Source organism: Micrococcus lylae NBRC 15355, from assembly GCF_001570885.1.
Lineage (GTDB): Bacteria > Actinomycetota > Actinomycetes > Actinomycetales > Micrococcaceae > Micrococcus > Micrococcus lylae.
This window is the reverse complement of sequence record NZ_BCSN01000001.1, coordinates 132,127-145,851: the sequence shown is the minus strand read 5'-3', so window position 1 is coordinate 145,851 and position 13,725 is coordinate 132,127. Positions and strand designations below refer to the sequence as shown.

At 70.4% G+C, this 13,725-nt stretch carries 10 protein-coding genes and 1 pseudogene; 3 read left to right on the top strand and 8 right to left on the bottom strand.

The window, feature by feature from the left end; translation table 11 throughout:
• Positions 1-6: 6 nt before the first annotated feature.
• The 3 genes and pseudogenes from MLY01S_RS00610 to MLY01S_RS00600 form a co-directional block, all read right to left on the bottom strand.
• Positions 7-1,350 (bottom strand): annotated as a pseudogene (locus MLY01S_RS00610) (nucleotide sugar dehydrogenase).
• Between the two features lie 154 nt (positions 1,351-1,504).
• Positions 1,505-5,149, bottom strand: coding sequence for a transcription-repair coupling factor (gene mfd, locus MLY01S_RS00605; RefSeq protein WP_067188204.1), 3,645 nt, complete (start codon positions 5,147-5,149; stop codon positions 1,505-1,507).
• Positions 5,146-6,240, bottom strand: coding sequence for a MauE/DoxX family redox-associated membrane protein (locus MLY01S_RS00600; protein ID WP_067188201.1), 1,095 nt, complete (start codon positions 6,238-6,240; stop codon positions 5,146-5,148). Before MLY01S_RS00600 ends, mfd begins: the two co-directional genes overlap by 4 nt.
• Positions 6,241-6,380: 140 nt before the next feature.
• Between MLY01S_RS00600 and MLY01S_RS00595 the strand changes: the two genes are divergently transcribed.
• Together MLY01S_RS00595 and MLY01S_RS00590 are read left to right on the top strand one after the other, a co-directional pair.
• Complete coding sequence (locus MLY01S_RS00595) at positions 6,381-6,890, top strand: DUF2505 domain-containing protein (protein WP_067188199.1); 510 nt, start codon at positions 6,381-6,383, stop codon at positions 6,888-6,890.
• A gap of 84 nt (positions 6,891-6,974) precedes the next feature.
• Positions 6,975-7,580: an arsenate-mycothiol transferase ArsC gene (locus MLY01S_RS00590; RefSeq protein WP_167635485.1), complete on the top strand. Its 606-nt coding sequence runs from the start codon at positions 6,975-6,977 to the stop codon at positions 7,578-7,580.
• Between the two features lie 24 nt (positions 7,581-7,604).
• Here MLY01S_RS00590 and pth read toward each other — a convergent pair whose 3' ends face one another.
• Together pth and MLY01S_RS00580 are read right to left on the bottom strand one after the other, a co-directional pair.
• Positions 7,605-8,177: an aminoacyl-tRNA hydrolase gene (pth, locus tag MLY01S_RS00585; RefSeq protein ID WP_067188195.1), complete on the bottom strand. Its 573-nt coding sequence runs from the start codon at positions 8,175-8,177 to the stop codon at positions 7,605-7,607.
• Between the two features lie 8 nt (positions 8,178-8,185).
• On the bottom strand, positions 8,186-8,827 hold the full coding sequence (locus MLY01S_RS00580) for a 50S ribosomal protein L25/general stress protein Ctc (protein WP_067188193.1): 642 nt from the start codon (positions 8,825-8,827) through the stop codon (positions 8,186-8,188).
• 322 nt (positions 8,828-9,149) lie between these two features.
• Here MLY01S_RS00580 and MLY01S_RS00575 point away from each other — a divergent pair, with 322 nt between their 5' ends.
• On the top strand, positions 9,150-10,256 hold the full coding sequence (locus MLY01S_RS00575; protein ID WP_067188190.1) for a PqqD family protein: 1,107 nt from the start codon (positions 9,150-9,152) through the stop codon (positions 10,254-10,256).
• 104 nt (positions 10,257-10,360) lie between these two features.
• Here MLY01S_RS00575 and lepB read toward each other — a convergent pair whose 3' ends face one another.
• The 3 genes from lepB to glmU all read right to left on the bottom strand — a co-directional run bounded on the left by lepB (position 10,361) and on the right by glmU (position 13,665).
• Positions 10,361-11,125, bottom strand: a complete 765-nt coding sequence (gene lepB / locus MLY01S_RS00570) for a signal peptidase I (protein ID WP_067188188.1) — start codon at positions 11,123-11,125, stop codon at positions 10,361-10,363.
• 3 nt (positions 11,126-11,128) lie between these two features.
• Entirely contained in the window at positions 11,129-12,109 is a 981-nt protein-coding gene (locus MLY01S_RS00565; protein WP_067188185.1) for a ribose-phosphate diphosphokinase, read from the bottom strand.
• A gap of 86 nt (positions 12,110-12,195) precedes the next feature.
• Complete coding sequence (gene glmU / locus MLY01S_RS00560; RefSeq protein WP_067188182.1) at positions 12,196-13,665, bottom strand: bifunctional UDP-N-acetylglucosamine diphosphorylase/glucosamine-1-phosphate N-acetyltransferase GlmU; 1,470 nt, start codon at positions 13,663-13,665, stop codon at positions 12,196-12,198.
• Between the last annotated feature and the right edge of the window lie 60 nt (positions 13,666-13,725).

Sequence of the window (13,725 nt, the reverse complement as noted above, 5' to 3'; positions counted from 1 at the left end):
GACGCGTCAGAGCACGGACACGGTGTCTGAGGCGGGAACGACGTTCCGAGTGTCGAACACCCGTACGCCCAGGTCCGCCAGTGCGCGGTAGTCCACATCCGAGTGATCTGTCAGGACGATCACAACGTCCTGGTCTCCCAGGTCGGCCTCGGCGGAAAGCCGTCGGACCCCCTCAGGCCAGGAGCGCTCCAGCACCCAATTGTCGAGAGCCGAGAGCTCGGCTCCGAACTCGGACAGACGCTTCATCACATCCGATGACGGGGCCTCGCGGATGTCCGAGGAATCCCGCTTGTACGACAGTCCCACGAGAGCCACTTTGGCTCCGTTCAGAGCTTTCCGGTCCTCGTTCAGCAACTCCACAGTGCGCTCGACCACATACCGCGGCTGAGCATCGTTGACGTCATTGGCGAGCTCCACGAAGCGGAAGGTCTGACCAAGGTCCTTGCGCACGGCCCAGGACAGGTAACTCGGGTCGACCGGCAGGCAGTGGCCGCCGACTCCCGGACCGGGGGTGAAACGCATGTAGCCGAAGGGCTTGGTGTCTGCCGCCCGGATGGCGTCCCACACATCCGCGCCCAGCTGGTGGGCGAAGACGGAGAGCTCGTTGACGAGGGCAATGTTGACGTGACGGAAGGTGTTCTCCAGCAGCTTCGCCAGTTCGGCTTCGCGAGTGCCCTTCACGGGCACGGGTTCGTCGATGATGGTTCCGTAGAATGCCAGCATCTTCTCCAGGCACGCGTCCGAGAGGCCGGAGACGACCTTCGGGGTGGTCTTGAACGTCCAGTCCTTGCGCCCCGGATCGATGCGCTCCGGGGAGTATCCGACATGGAAGTCCTGGCCGGCTCGCAAGCCTGAGCCGTCCTCAAGCAGAGGCACCAAGGGCTCATCCGTGGTGCCCGGGTACGTAGTGGACTCCAGGACCACAGTGGAACCGTGCCGGATGTACGGGGCGAGAGACCGGCCTGCAGACTCGATGAAGGCGATGTCCGGCAGAGAGTCCCGCAGCGGCGTGGGGACGGTGATCACGGCGACGTCGAAGTCCTCCGCGTCCGCATAGTCCCGCGAAGGGAGGAAACGTCCCGTGTCCAGGGCCGACCGCAACTCGCCGTCGCTGATGTCTTCGACCTAGGAGTGCCCGGCTGCGAGGTCCGAGATGCGGTGTTCGCTGAGGTCCAGACCGACGACGTCAAGACCCGCCTCGACAGCCTGCATGGAGACCGCAAGCCCCACATACCCTTGCCCGATGACGACCAGTCTATGCTGCGCTGTCCCTTTCCTATGGTGCCCGCTCAGAGTCGAACCACTGGGGAAGGTCGGGAGGATGTCTCCAGAACGGCCCCGGAGGCCCATGACCCGCCTGGCCCAATATAGAACGACAGGTGACCTGCCACCCCACCAGAGCACGTCGCCCCGTTGAGGGGGGGGTGGACGACACCGATCGTGGTCGGCAGGAGGGCATCGGGGGCAGCACCGGGGCCACTGTGCCGTGGCTTCCTCCGTCCGATCAAGAGCCCGTTGCGGTACCGAAGATCGCCGTCAGCACCTGATCGGCCCACTCCAGCAGCGGGGCGTCCGTCAGCTCGCGACCGCCGACCGGCTTGGTCATGGGGCGCGGGATCAGCACGGCGTTCAGCGCCGGCTTGACCTGGGCGCCGCGATACATGCGGGACAGGCGCAGCCGACGGGACTCCGGCAGGTCCGCCGCCGGGCCGAACTTCACGTTCTTGCCGAGCATCATCACCTCGGTCACGCCCGCGGCGCGGGCGCGGTTGCGGAACCGGGCGACCGCGATGAGCGCCTGGGCCGGCGCCGGAGGCTCGCCGTAGCGGTCCTGGAGCTCCTCGACGACGGCATCCACGGCGGCGTCGTCGTGCGCGGCGGCGAGGTTGCGGTACATCTCCAGGCGCAGCCTCTCCCCTGGCACGTAGTCGTGCGGCAGATGGGCGTTGACCGGCAGCTCGACCTTGACCTCGGCCGGCGAGGTGTCCTCCTCACCTTTGAAGTCGGCGACGGCCTCGCCGACCATGCGGAGGTAGAGGTCGAAGCCCACACCGGCGATGTGACCGGACTGCTCGCCGCCCAGCAGGTTGCCGGCACCGCGCAGCTCGAGGTCCTTCATGGCCAGCTGCATGCCGGCACCGAGCTCGTTGTGGGTGGCCACGGCCTTGAGGCGCTCCAGCGCGACCTCTCCGAGCGGCTTGAGCGGGTCGTAGAGGAAGTAGGCGTAGGCGCGCTCGCGGCCACGGCCGACGCGGCCGCGGAGCTGGTGCAGCTGGGCCAGGCCGTAGCGATGGGCGTCCTCGATGATCAGTGTGTTCGCGTTGGCGATGTCCAGGCCCGTCTCCACGATGGTGGTGGAGACCAGGACGTCGAACTTCTTCTCCCAGAAGTCCACCATGATCTGCTCGAGGCGGGATTCGCCCATCTTGCCGTGGGCCACGGCCACGCGGGCCTCGGGCACGAGCTCGGCGATGCGGCGGGCGACGCCGTCGATGCTGGTGACGCGGTTGTGGACGTAGAAGACCTGGCCTTCGCGCATCAGCTCGCGGCGGATGGCGGCGGTGACCTGCTGGTCCGTGTAGGGGCCCACGGAGGTCAGCACGGGGTGCCGTTCCTCCGGTGCCGTCGCCAGGGTGGAGGTCTCTCGGATGCCGGTCAGGGACATCTCGAGGGTGCGCGGGATCGGCGTCGCGGACATGGCGAGCACGTCCACGTTGGTGCGCATCTTCTTCAGCGCCTCCTTGTGCTCCACGCCGAAGCGCTGCTCCTCGTCCACGATCACCAGGCCCAGGTCCTTGAACTGCACGCCCTGACCCAGCAGCCGGTGGGTGCCGACCACCACGTCCAGCTCGCCCGAGGCCAGGTCGTTGAGGACGTCCTTGGACTCCTTGGCCGTCTGGAAGCGCGAGAGCGCACCGACGCGCACCGGGAAGCCGGCGAAGCGGTCGGAGAACGTCTGGTGGTGCTGGCGGGCCAGCAGCGTGGTGGGCACCAGCACGGCCACCTGCTTGCCGTCCTGCACGGCCTTGAAGGCTGCACGCACGGCGACCTCGGTCTTGCCGAAGCCGACGTCGCCGGAGACCAGCCGGTCCATGGGGACCACGGCCTCCATGTCCTTCTTGACCTCGTCGATGGTGGTGAGCTGGTCCGGCGTCTCGATGTAGGGGAACGCCTCCTCCAGCTCCTTCTGCCACGGGGTGTCCGGGCCGTAGGCGTGGCCCTTGGACGCCATGCGGGCCGAATAGAGCCGGATCAGCTCCCCGGCGATCTGCTTGGTCGCCCGCTTGGCCTTGGACTTGGTGTTCGCCCAGTCCGAGCCGCCCATCTTGGACAGCGTGGGCGTCTCCGCGCCGACGTACTGGGAGATCAGGTCCAGCTGCTCGGTCGGCACGAACAGGCGGTCTCCCGGGGCACCGCGCTTGGAGGAGGCGTACTCGAGGACGAGGTACTCGCGGTAGGAGTCCTCGGCGGCGCCGCGGGCGGCCCCGGCGACCTTGCGACGCTGCAGCTCGACGAACCTGGCGATGCCGTGCTGGGCGTGGACCACGAAGTCGCCCGGTGTCAGCGCCAGCGGGTCCACGGCGTTCCTGCGCTTGCGCGCCAGCTTCGCTCCGGCGGCCCGGGTGCCGGCGGTGCGCTGACGGCCGAAGAGGTCCTGCTCGGTGACCAGGGCCACCTTGGCCCCCGGGAGGGTGAAGCCCGTCCCCACGGCGGCCGCGCCCAGCAGCACCTGGCCGGACGGCAGCTGGGCGGGGACGGGGCCGTCGAAGATCGAGGCCGTCACACCGCCTTCGGAGGCGAGTTCGGCAAGACGTCGCGCCGATCCTGGTCCGTCCGTGAGCACGACGACGGACCAGCCGTCCCGCGTGCGCTCCTGCAGGGCCTCCACGAGGGCTCCGATGTCTCCGCCGAAGGTGCGCGGCACGCCCATGCCGGCCCGCAGGGTGGAGGCCTCCGGCAGCAGCTCGTCGTCCGGGTTCAGCGCCGTGGTGGACCAGTGTCCCTGCCCGCGTTCCAGAGTCTCCTCGCGCAGCCGGGCCAGGGTGAGGAACCCTCCGGCGTCCTCCTGGTCCGCAGAGGCGATGTCCACCGGGGCGGAGGCGCCGTGGGCCGCTCCCGCCCAGGCCGCATGGAGGAACTCCTCGTTGGTGGCCAGCAGGTCGTCCGCGCGGTGGCGGATGCGCTCGGGCTCGGCCAGGACCGTGAGCGAGCCGGCCGGGAGCATGGCCGGCAGGGAGGTCATGGACTCGGCCAGCAGCGGGGACAGGGACTCCATGCCTTCGACGGCAATGCCCTCGGCGATCCGGTCCAGCATGTCTGCGGCGGCGGGCATGCTCGGGCTGAGCGCGCGGGCCTTCTCCTGCACCGCCTCGGTGATCAGCAGCTCGCGGCACGGCGGTGCGTCCAGCACCGTCGGGTGGCCGGATCCGTCCGCCGAGGTGTCCTCCAGCGACCGCTGGTCCGCCACGGAGAACCAGCGCATCTGCTCGACCTCGTCGCCGAAGAACTCCACGCGCACCGGGTAGGCGGTGGTGGGCGGGAAGACGTCGATCAGTCCGCCGCGCACCGCGAACTCGCCGCGCTTGGAGACCATGTCCACGCGTGCGTAGGCGGCACCGGCCAGCGCGGCGACGACGCCGTCGAAGTCGGTCTCCTGCCCCACCTCCAGGTGCACGGGAGCCAGGTCCCCGAGCCCGGAGACGAGGGGCTGCAGTGCGGCACGCACCGGGGCGATGACGACCCGCAGCGGGGCCGCCCCGTGCTCTCGCGGATGCGTCAGCCGACGCAGCACCTCGAGGCGGACGCCCACGGTGTCCGAACGCGGCGAGAGCCGCTCGTGCGGCAGCGTCTCCCAGGACGGGAAGAGGGCCACCGACTCCGGCGCGGTCCATGCCGCCAGGTCGCCGGCCAGGTCCTCGGCCTCACGCGTGGTCGCCGTGACGACGAGGACGACGGCGTCGTCCCCGCCGGAGGCGGCCACAGAGTCGGCGAGGGACGCCAGCAGAGGTGCGCGGCCGCCGTCGGGAAGGCCGATCTGCAGGTCCGGGGTGCGGTCCCCCGGCCGGGCCGCGGAGTCCCGGGCCGCGGCGAGGGCCTCGTCCGTCAGGACGGTGGGCAACAGCGGGGCGAGAACCGGCGTCTCGGTCATGCGGTGGGCTCCTGGGCGGTCTCGTCGGTGGCGGGCTGCTGGAGATGTCCGGCCTCCGCCATGATCTCCCGGACCTCCTTGATGAGGTCGATGACGTCGTCCGCGCCGGAGACCGGGCCCCCGGCCGTCAGGCCGTCGGTGCCGACCAGGACCGCGGACGGATACCGCTGCATGCCCAGGTCCCGGACCGCGCTGCCGGCAGGATCGGTCAGGACGATGTCCCGGGGCACGGCGCCCACACCGGCCGGAGCGGCGGCGTCGGTCTGGTGGATCGGCTTGAGGACGCGGAGCGCCACCGGACCGATCTGCGGGTCCATGTGCTCGATGTGGTCCATCACGCGGCGGCAGGACCCGCAGCCGGCGGACACGTGCAGCAGGAGCATCGACTGGCGTGCGGCCATGTCCTGCAGGCGTTCGAACCCCCGGTCCGTGCCGAGGACGGCGTCGGGGATCGGATGGCGTGCGGGCTCGCCGTCGGGGTCGGCGTCAGCGTTCGGCTCGGGGGCCTGCGGGGCCTCGGCGGCCGGGGTCGGAGCACCCGCTCCGGCCGCGACGCCTGCCTCCTGCTCCAGCGGTGCGGTGTCCCGGCCGATGAGATAGGCGGCCGCCGTCAGCAGGACGGTGACGAGGACGGACCACTCCACGTAGCCCTGGAAGAACCCGGCAAGCGGCCACCAGGCGATGCGGACGCCCGTGACGGTGAGGGTGATGACCGCCTCGAACAGGCCGAGCAGTGCGAGCACCACAAGGATGATGTTGCGCAGGACGGTCCAGCCGGTGATGGGCCGGGCCGTGGGGCCGAAGCAACCGCAGGAGACGCCCTTGTCCTTCGCCCGGACCACCAGCCAGGTGAAGGCGATGAACAGGACCACCGTGGCCAGCGCCGTCAGGGGCCGCAGGACGGTGAACGGCAGCAGCAGTGCGATGCCGAGCAGGACCTCCAGGAAGGGGAAGGCCTTCACCAACGACGGGTGGGAGAGCGTCGCCGGCACGTCCAGGCGGGTGAACGTGGCGGCGGTCTCCTGGGGTGCCTGGAGCTTGGCCAGTCCGCTGGCGATCAGGATGACCGCGAGAGCCCAGAGTGCTGACATGGGGGTACCTTCCGGCCGGGGAGGGGCGCGGTCCGAGCAACGTCCCGGCGTGGGGCGACTGGTGCGGGCCGGGCCGACGGGCTGGTCCAGCATATAGGCTGACCATGAATCCCGTCGGACCGTCTCACCAGGAGTGAACAATGGCCTTCTCCGCCCAGCACACCATCGCCCGCACCCCCGGCGAGGTGGCCGAGGCCCTCGGCAGCGAGGACTTCCACCGCAGCGTCATCGAGTCCCTCGGCGGTTCGCTCGTCTCCTTCTCCCGCGAGGGCGACCCGACCGGCGCGATGACCGTCACCACGGTCCGCACCGCGCCGACCGACAAGGTCCCGGAGAAGGCCCGCAAGTTCGTGGGAGACAACCTGCAGATCGAGCAGGTCGAGCGGTGGAACGCCCCGGCGGCCGACGGCTCCCGCACCGGCACCACCACCATCACCGTGGCGAAGGCGAAGGCCACCGCGGAGGCCTCCACCGCCCTGCGCGTCGCCGGCGCCGGCACGGAGTACGCCGTGGACGGCACCCTGGCCTGCAAGATCCCGCTGGTCGGCTCCACCCTGGCCGCCAAGGCCGAACCGATGGTGGGCAAGGTCGTCACCCGTCAGGCGCGCGAGCTCCAGGCCTGGCTGGACGGCCGCAGCCGGCAGAGCTGAGAACGGACAGCCGCCTCCATGCTTCACCTTCGCCGTCCCGGGTTTCCGAGCCGACCTTCCTCCGACGAGGCCCACAGGGCCGCCGTGCTCTTCGTGTGCACCGGGAACATCTGCCGCTCGGCCTATGCCGAGCACGGGCTGAGCCACCGTCTGCGCGGCGCAGGGCTCGAGGACCGGATCGCGGTCGGCAGCCGCGGAACGCACCCGAACCAGGCTCTGACCGTACCCCAGCCCCTGGTGCGCAGGGGCCTCGCACAGGGCATCACCGGCTTGGAGGACCACCGGCCTGCGCCGCTGGACCGCCGAGCCGTCGAGGGCGCCGACCTGATCATCACAGCCACGGCAGACCACCTCGACCTCGTCCTCCGGGAAACGCCCACCGCGCTGAAGCGGACGTTCACCATGCTCGAGATCGGGACGCTTCTGCCGATGCTCGACGAGCAGACCGACGGCTCATGGCTGCAGCCCGGGATGGGTGTGTCCGCGATGAGCCGCGTGGCGGCCCAGCACCGTTCCCAGGCGCGCAACGCCTTGAACGGACTGGACCTGGCCGACCCCTTCGGCAAGGCGGAGGACGACTATCTGGAGATGGCGTCCACCCTCGAACCGGTCCTGGACGTCCTCACCGACGCCTTGGACAGGGCCACCCGCCCCCAGACGACGCCTCAAGGCAGTAACCGACAGCACTGAAGCCGGCGGCCGTGCGTGCGGTGGTCAGTGGAAGCGTGTCTGGGCAGCCTGCAGCCCGTCCGTGAGCAAAGCCTCGACGGCGTCGGCCGCCCGGTCCACGTGCAGCGGCAGCAGCTGTTGCTCGGCCTTGGTGAAGGGCTTCAGGACATAGTCGGCGACGTCCATGCGCCCTGGCGGACGACCGATGCCGACGCGGACGCGGCGGTAGTCCTTGGTGCCCAGCGAGGCGGTGATGGACTTCAGCCCGTTGTGGCCGCCCTCTCCCCCGCCGACCTTCATGCGCAGGGTGTCGAAGGGGATGTCGAGCTCGTCGTGGACCACGATCAGATCCTCGGCGCCGAGCCCGTAGAAACGGCAGAGCGCCGCGGTGGGCCTGCCGGAGACGTTCATGTATCCGGTGGAGGCGGCCAGCACCACGCGGGGGCCGCCGATCCCCAGCCGTCCCGTGGCGACCTGGGCACCGGCCCGGTGGTGGGTGAACCCGACCCCCATGCGGGAGGCGAGCTCCCCCACCACCATCTGGCCGATGTTGTGACGGGTGCGCTCATACTGGGGCCCCGGATTGCCGAGGCCCATGATGAGCGTGGTTCCCGTCATGAGGCAGATCAGTCCTCGGAGCCCTCGGCGTCGTCCGAGCCCTCGGACTCCTCGCTCTCTGCGGCCTGCTCCTCCTGGACGGACTCGTCGCCCAGGTCCTGCTCGATCGGCTCGAAGACGGAGACGATGACGTACTCGGCCGGCTCCTCGATGTCCAGGGCAACGCCGGCCGGCAGCTGCAGGTCCGAGGCGTACAGGTGGTCGCCGGCCTCACGGCCCTCGATGTTCGCCGTGACGGACTCCGGCAGGTTGGTGGCCTCGGCCTCCACGGACACCACGGCCTGGTCCAGGTTGTAGGTGGTGCCGGGGGCGACCTCGCCCTCGACCTCGACCGGCACCTCGACGATGACCTTCTCGCCGCGGCGGACCTCGATGAGGTCCAGGTGGTCCACGGTCATCTTGATCGGGTGACGCTGGATGTCCTTCGGCAGCACCAGGTGCTCCTCGCCGGCCTCGTTCACGACGGTGATCAGGGCGTTCGGGTTGCGGACGGCCAGGGTGGTCTCCTGGGCCGGCAGCAGCAGGTGCACGGGGTCCTGGCCGTGGCCGTAGACGACGGCGGGGATCTGGCCGGCGCGGCGGGCCTGGCGGGCGGCACCCTTGCCGAAGTCGGTGCGGCGGGTGACCTTGATCTTGATCTTGTCAGACATGACGTCCTCCTCTGGTTCTCTCGGCCGCGACCCGTGCGGGACGCGGGTGTCTCCAGGGAAGGGGGCCGGAGCGTCAGGCACGGCTCAGATCAGAGCGGTGCGGACGGCGTCCGGCGGCCTCGTCGATCACGGAGTCCTCGACTCCCTCGCCTGGGCAACGAAGAGAAGCGTACCAGCGATGCTGGACCCACCGACACGTTCGTCGCCTTCTCCCCGCCACAGGGACCGATCAGATCCGGTGGCCGGACTTTGGTACCTTGCTGACACCGTTCCCCTGCGGCCACCGCCCCAATCCCTGGCCGCCACACGACAGGAGACTCAGATGTTGCGGCTGCACGTCGGCCTGGGCCACATCGATGTGGACGGACTCGCCCCGCAGGAAGAGACGGAGATCCGGCGTCACTGGTCCCGCTGCGACGTCCGGGACCACGAACCGCCGGCGGCCGCAGATGAGGACGACGAACACCGTTGCGCGGCGGACCAGGTGCCGCGGCTGACCCGTACGTCTGCGGACTGGACCGCGTTCCACGAGCAGATCGTCTACGACGCCACGAAGGCCGCCATCGCCTCCGGTCGAGGCACCCACATCATGCTCCACGCGGCCGCGCTGGCCCTTCCGAAGACCAAGCAGGCCCTGGCACTCACCGCGGCTTCCGGCACGGGCAAGTCCACCGCCACGCGGCGCCTGGGCCGACACCTCGCCTATCTCACGGACGAGACCACGATCGTGGATCCGCAGACCCGCCGGATCACCCCCTACGCCAAACCCCTGTCCCTCTACGGCTCCTCGGGAGTGCGGCCGAAGCATCAGCACGGGCCGGACGAGCTCGGCCTCGGCCCGACCCTCGAGGACGCCGAACTCGCCCGCATCGCGGTGTTGGACCGCGTCCGCGAGGGCGATGAGGAGGTCCTCGCCCACGCCGAGCCGATGGACATCGTCACCGCCGTGACCGCGCTGACCCCGCAGTCCTCCTCCCTCGGCCGCCTGCCGCGCGGCCTGGTGACGCTGTGCACGCTGCTGGACTCCCAGGGCGGGGCGGTGCGCCTGGTCTACCGTGAAGCCGAGGACCTGCTCCCAGTGGTCCAGGACCTCCTCTCCTCCCCCGCCGCACCGATCGACCCGGCCTGGGACGCGCTCACCGAGGAGGAGCTGACCGCCTCGCTGCCCGGCGCCGTGGGGGCGCGTGCACGCACCGAGGTGGACGACGGCGTCCTCACCGACGACGGACGGCTCCTGCTGCTGCACGGCACCGAGCTCACCGTGCTCAGCGGCCTCGGCGCCGCTCTCTGGCTGCACCTGGACGTCGCCCGCACCCCCGCCGAGCTCGTCGAACGACTGGCCGAGGAGACGGACGTGCCGGACGACGCCGAGCAGATCGTGGTGCAGGGCCTCGACGACCTCACCGAGCGAGGACTGCTCCGGCGCTGAGCCGGACATCCCCGACACGACGAAGGTCCCCGACCGTGCGGGGACCTTCGTATGTCAGGGCAGCGGCCGCCGTCGGGAATTCCGCGGCCGGCAGGCTCCTGCGGTCACGGCGTGGACCAGTTGGCGGGCGGCCAGACGGTCACGAAGACCTCGCCGACCACATCCTCCTCGTCCACGAACCGGGCGCAGTCCGGGCCTGCCTCCTCTGCAGAGAGGCCGCGGCAGCCGATGACGGAGTCCGAGGAGTTCGAACGGTGGTCGCCGACGGCGAGCAGCTTCCCCTCCGGCACCGAGATCGGGCCGAAGCACCGCTGGGAGCGCGGCTCGCTCGAGCAGTCCAGCTCGTCCTTGGCATACGGCAGGTCCTGATAGATGTACGGCTCTTCCAGGGGCTTGCCGTCCACCGTGACCTTGCCCTCGTCCGTGCAGCACTCCACTTCCTCGCCCCCGCGGCCGATCACGCGCTTCACCAGCGCCTGGTCATGGGAGACACCGATGCCCGTGATGTCCCCGAACGTGCGGACGACGGTGTCCAGCGCACCGGAGTCCTCCAGCGGCGGAGCCCAGTGCTCATCGCCGTTGAACACGACGACGTCCTGGCGCTCCGGAGTGCCGTCCCCGCCGTAGGCGAGCCGGTTGACGAGCATCCGGTCCCCCACCTGGAGGGTGTTCTCCATGGAGCCCGAGGGCACCGAGTAGACCTTGACCAGGAATGCCTGCACCACGGCCACCACCGCCAGGGCCACGAGTACGTTGAGCAGGACCGAGACGGCGAACGGCAGCTGACGGCGCTGCCGGCCACGGCTCGCCGACGGGCCCTCGGAGACGCCGTCGTGGTGGTCCTCCGTGCTGGCTGAGGTGCTCGCCATGGCTCAGGCGTCGCCGTCGAAGAGGCTGGTGACCGAACCGTCCTCGAAGACCTCGCGGATCGCACGGGCGATCAGCGGGGCGATCGAGAGGACGGTCAAGTTCTGGAACCGCTTCTCCTCCGGGATCGGCAGGGTGTTGGTGACGACCACCTCGCGGGCGCCGCACTCGCCCAGGCGCTGGGCGGCCGGATCCGAGAAGACGGCGTGGGTGGCGGCGATGATGACGTCCTTCGCGCCGGCCTCTTTGAGGACGCGCACGGCGCCGGCGATGGTGCCGCCGGTGTCGATCATGTCGTCGATCAGCACGCAGACGCGGCCCTCGATGTCCCCGACCACGGTCTTGGACTCCGCCTGGTTCGGGACGGTGAGGTCACGGGACTTGTGCACGAACGCCAGCGGCACGCCGCCGAGACGGTCCGCCCACTGCTCGGCCACACGCACGCGGCCGGTGTCCGGGGAGACCACGGTGACCTCCTCACCCTCCAGGCGGGTGCGGATGTAGTCCGCCAGCAGCGGAATGGCGAACAGGTGGTCCACCGGGCCGTCGAAGAAGCCCTGGATCTGTGCCGTGTGCAGGTCCACGGACATCACGCGGGATGCACCGGCGGCCTGGTACAGGTCCGCGACGAGGCGGGCGGAGATCGGCTCGCGACCGCGCCCCTTCTTGTCCTGGCGGGCGTAAGGGTAGAACGGCGAGACCACGGTGATGCGGCGGGCCGAGGCCCGCTTCATGGAGTCGATCATGATGAGCTGCTCCATGAGGTGGTTGTTCAGCGGAGCAGGGTGGGACTGGATGACGAAGACGTCCTTGCCGCGGACGGACTCGCCCGAGCGGACGTAGATCTCCCCGTTCGCGAAGTCATAGGCGCTCATCGGCAACAGCTCGGTGCCGAGCTCCTCCGCGATCTCCGTGGCCAGCTCCGGGTGCGCCCGGCCGGCGGCCAGCACCAGTCGTTTGTCCTCGCTGCGGCTCAGTTCCGTCATTCTCGCTCCCCTGCTCTCTCGGGATCTGCGGCTCCGGGCCGTCCTGGCGGCCCGGAGCCATCCTATGTCCTGGTCTGTCGCGTGCCTCAGTCGCGGTCTGCGCCGGCCGCCTCGGCGGCGTCCGCCGAGCCGGTGCCCGGGCGCTTGGCCACCACCCAGCCGTCGATGATGCGCTGCTCCACCCTGTTCAGTGCGAGCGCGCCGGCAGGGACGTCCTCGCGGACGACGGCGCCGGCACCGGTGTAGGCGCCGTCCCCGACCGTCACCGGGGCGGTGAAGACGGTGTTGGAGCCGGTGCGCACGTGAGCGCCGATGGTGGTCCGGTACTTGTTCACTCCGTCGTAGTTGGCCGTGATGTTGCCGCAGCCGATGTTGGTGTACTCGCCTATCTCCGCGTCCCCGGCATAGCCGAGGTGGGACAGCTTCGCACCGCGGCCCACCGTCACGTTCTTCGTCTCATAGAACGCACCGATCTTGCCGTCCTCGCCCAGGACGGTGCCCGGGCGGAGGTAGGTGAAGGGGCCCACGGTGGCGTTCGCATCGATGACGGCGCCCGTGGCATCCGTCCGCTTCACGGTGGCGCCCGCGCCGACCTCGGTGTCCGTGAGGGTCGTGTCCGGGCCGATCACGGCGTCGGCGCCCACGGTGGTGGTGCCGTGCAGCTGGGTGCCCGGCTTGAGGAGCACGTCGTTGGACAGCTGCACCGTGACGTCCACCCAGGTGGAGGAGGGGTCGATCACGGTGACGCCCTCCTTCATCCAGTGGCGCAGCACGCGGTCGTTGAGCTGACGGCCGAGGTCGGAGAGCTGGCGGCGGTCGTTCGCGCCCTCGACCTCCCAGACGTCGTCGGTGCCGACGGAGGCCACTCGACCGCCCTCGGCACGGGCCAGGCCCAGCACGTCCGTCAGGTACTTCTCGCCCTGGACGTTGTCCGTGGACAGCGTCGGCAGGGTGCGGCGCAGCAGGGCGGCGTCGAAGGCGTAGATGCCCGAGTTGACCTCGGCGATCTCCACGAACGAGGAGTCGCCGGTGGACTCGGCGTGGGCGACGGCGTCCTTGTGCTCCATGATCCGCTCGACGAGACCCGCGGCGTCGCGGACGATGCGGCCGTAGCCGGTGGGGTCCTCCAGGGTGGCGGTCAGCACGGTGACGGCGTTGCCGTCCGCCTCGTGCGTGGAGACGAGGTTCGCGAGGGTCTCCGGGGTGAGCAGCGGGACGTCGCCGTAGGTGACCACCACCGTGCCCTCGGTCTCGGCCGGCACGGCCTCGAGGCCGAGCTCCACGGCGCGGCCGGTGCCCGGGATCTCGTCCTGGTCCGCGATGGCGATGCCCGGAAGCTGCTCCTCGATGTGCGCGGCGACCTTCTCCCGCTCGTGGCGCACGACGGCGACGAGGTGCTCCGGGTCCAGCGACGCGGCGGCGTGGAGGGCATGGCCCACGAGGGAGCGGCCGCCGATGGTGTGCATCACCTTGGGGGTGGCGGACTTCATGCGGGTGCCCTGGCCTGCGGCCAGCACGATCACGGCGGACGGTCGGGGTGCGGTGGTCTCGGACATTCCTGCGCTTCTCCTGGGATGGCGGTCGAGGGCCGGTCGCCTGACGGAGGCGGCCCGGTG

Coding starts and splice junctions, on each gene's coding strand:
- mfd (WP_067188204.1), bottom strand. CDS start 5,149: ATGACCGAGACGCCGGTTCTCGCCCCGCTGTTGCCCACCGTCCTGACG.
- MLY01S_RS00600 (WP_067188201.1), bottom strand. CDS start 6,240: ATGTCAGCACTCTGGGCTCTCGCGGTCATCCTGATCGCCAGCGGACTG.
- MLY01S_RS00595 (WP_067188199.1), top strand. CDS start 6,381: ATGGCCTTCTCCGCCCAGCACACCATCGCCCGCACCCCCGGCGAGGTG.
- pth (WP_067188195.1), bottom strand. CDS start 8,177: ATGACGGGAACCACGCTCATCATGGGCCTCGGCAATCCGGGGCCCCAG.
- MLY01S_RS00580 (WP_067188193.1), bottom strand. CDS start 8,827: ATGTCTGACAAGATCAAGATCAAGGTCACCCGCCGCACCGACTTCGGC.
- MLY01S_RS00575 (WP_067188190.1), top strand. CDS start 9,150: ATGTTGCGGCTGCACGTCGGCCTGGGCCACATCGATGTGGACGGACTC.
- lepB (WP_067188188.1), bottom strand. CDS start 11,125: ATGGCGAGCACCTCAGCCAGCACGGAGGACCACCACGACGGCGTCTCC.
- MLY01S_RS00565 (WP_067188185.1), bottom strand. CDS start 12,109: ATGACGGAACTGAGCCGCAGCGAGGACAAACGACTGGTGCTGGCCGCC.
- glmU (WP_067188182.1), bottom strand. CDS start 13,665: ATGTCCGAGACCACCGCACCCCGACCGTCCGCCGTGATCGTGCTGGCC.